Origin of the sequence: Vibrio caribbeanicus ATCC BAA-2122, from assembly GCF_000165125.1 — a bacterium.
Classification (GTDB): Bacteria; Pseudomonadota; Gammaproteobacteria; order Enterobacterales; family Vibrionaceae; genus Vibrio; species Vibrio caribbeanicus.
The window spans coordinates 1-303 of sequence record NZ_AEIU01000040.1 but is presented as its reverse complement, the minus strand read 5'-3'; the positions used below and the strand labels follow the sequence as shown (position 1 = coordinate 303).

The window sequence follows — 303 nt, the reverse complement described above, 5'->3', positions numbered from 1 at the left end:
AATTACTTCTTTGCTTTACGATAAAGTGAAGAAAACATTTAGACTTTAATGTCTAACCAGTGCGGAGCGGTAGTTCAGTTGGTTAGAATACCGGCCTGTCACGCCGGGGGTCGCGGGTTCGAGTCCCGTCCGCTCCGCCATTTATTTGCGAGTATCGTCTCATCAAAACGAAATAGGGGTGTAGCTCCAATTGGCAGAGCAGCGGATTCCAAATCCGCGTGTTGGGAGTTCGAATCTCTCCACCCCTGCCATACATAAGGCTCTAGCAGAAATGCTGGAGCCTTTTTTTATGCCTGTTTTTAG

At 47.9% G+C, this 303-nt stretch carries 2 tRNA genes; both read left to right on the top strand.

The features are described 5' to 3' along the window. Positions 1 to 63 precede the first annotated feature (63 nt). Positions 64 to 140, top strand: a tRNA-Asp gene (locus RH40_RS03685). A 34-nt stretch (positions 141 to 174) separates the two neighbouring features. Then, positions 175 to 251 (top strand) — tRNA-Trp (locus RH40_RS03680). The last annotated feature ends 52 nt before the right edge of the window (positions 252 to 303 follow it).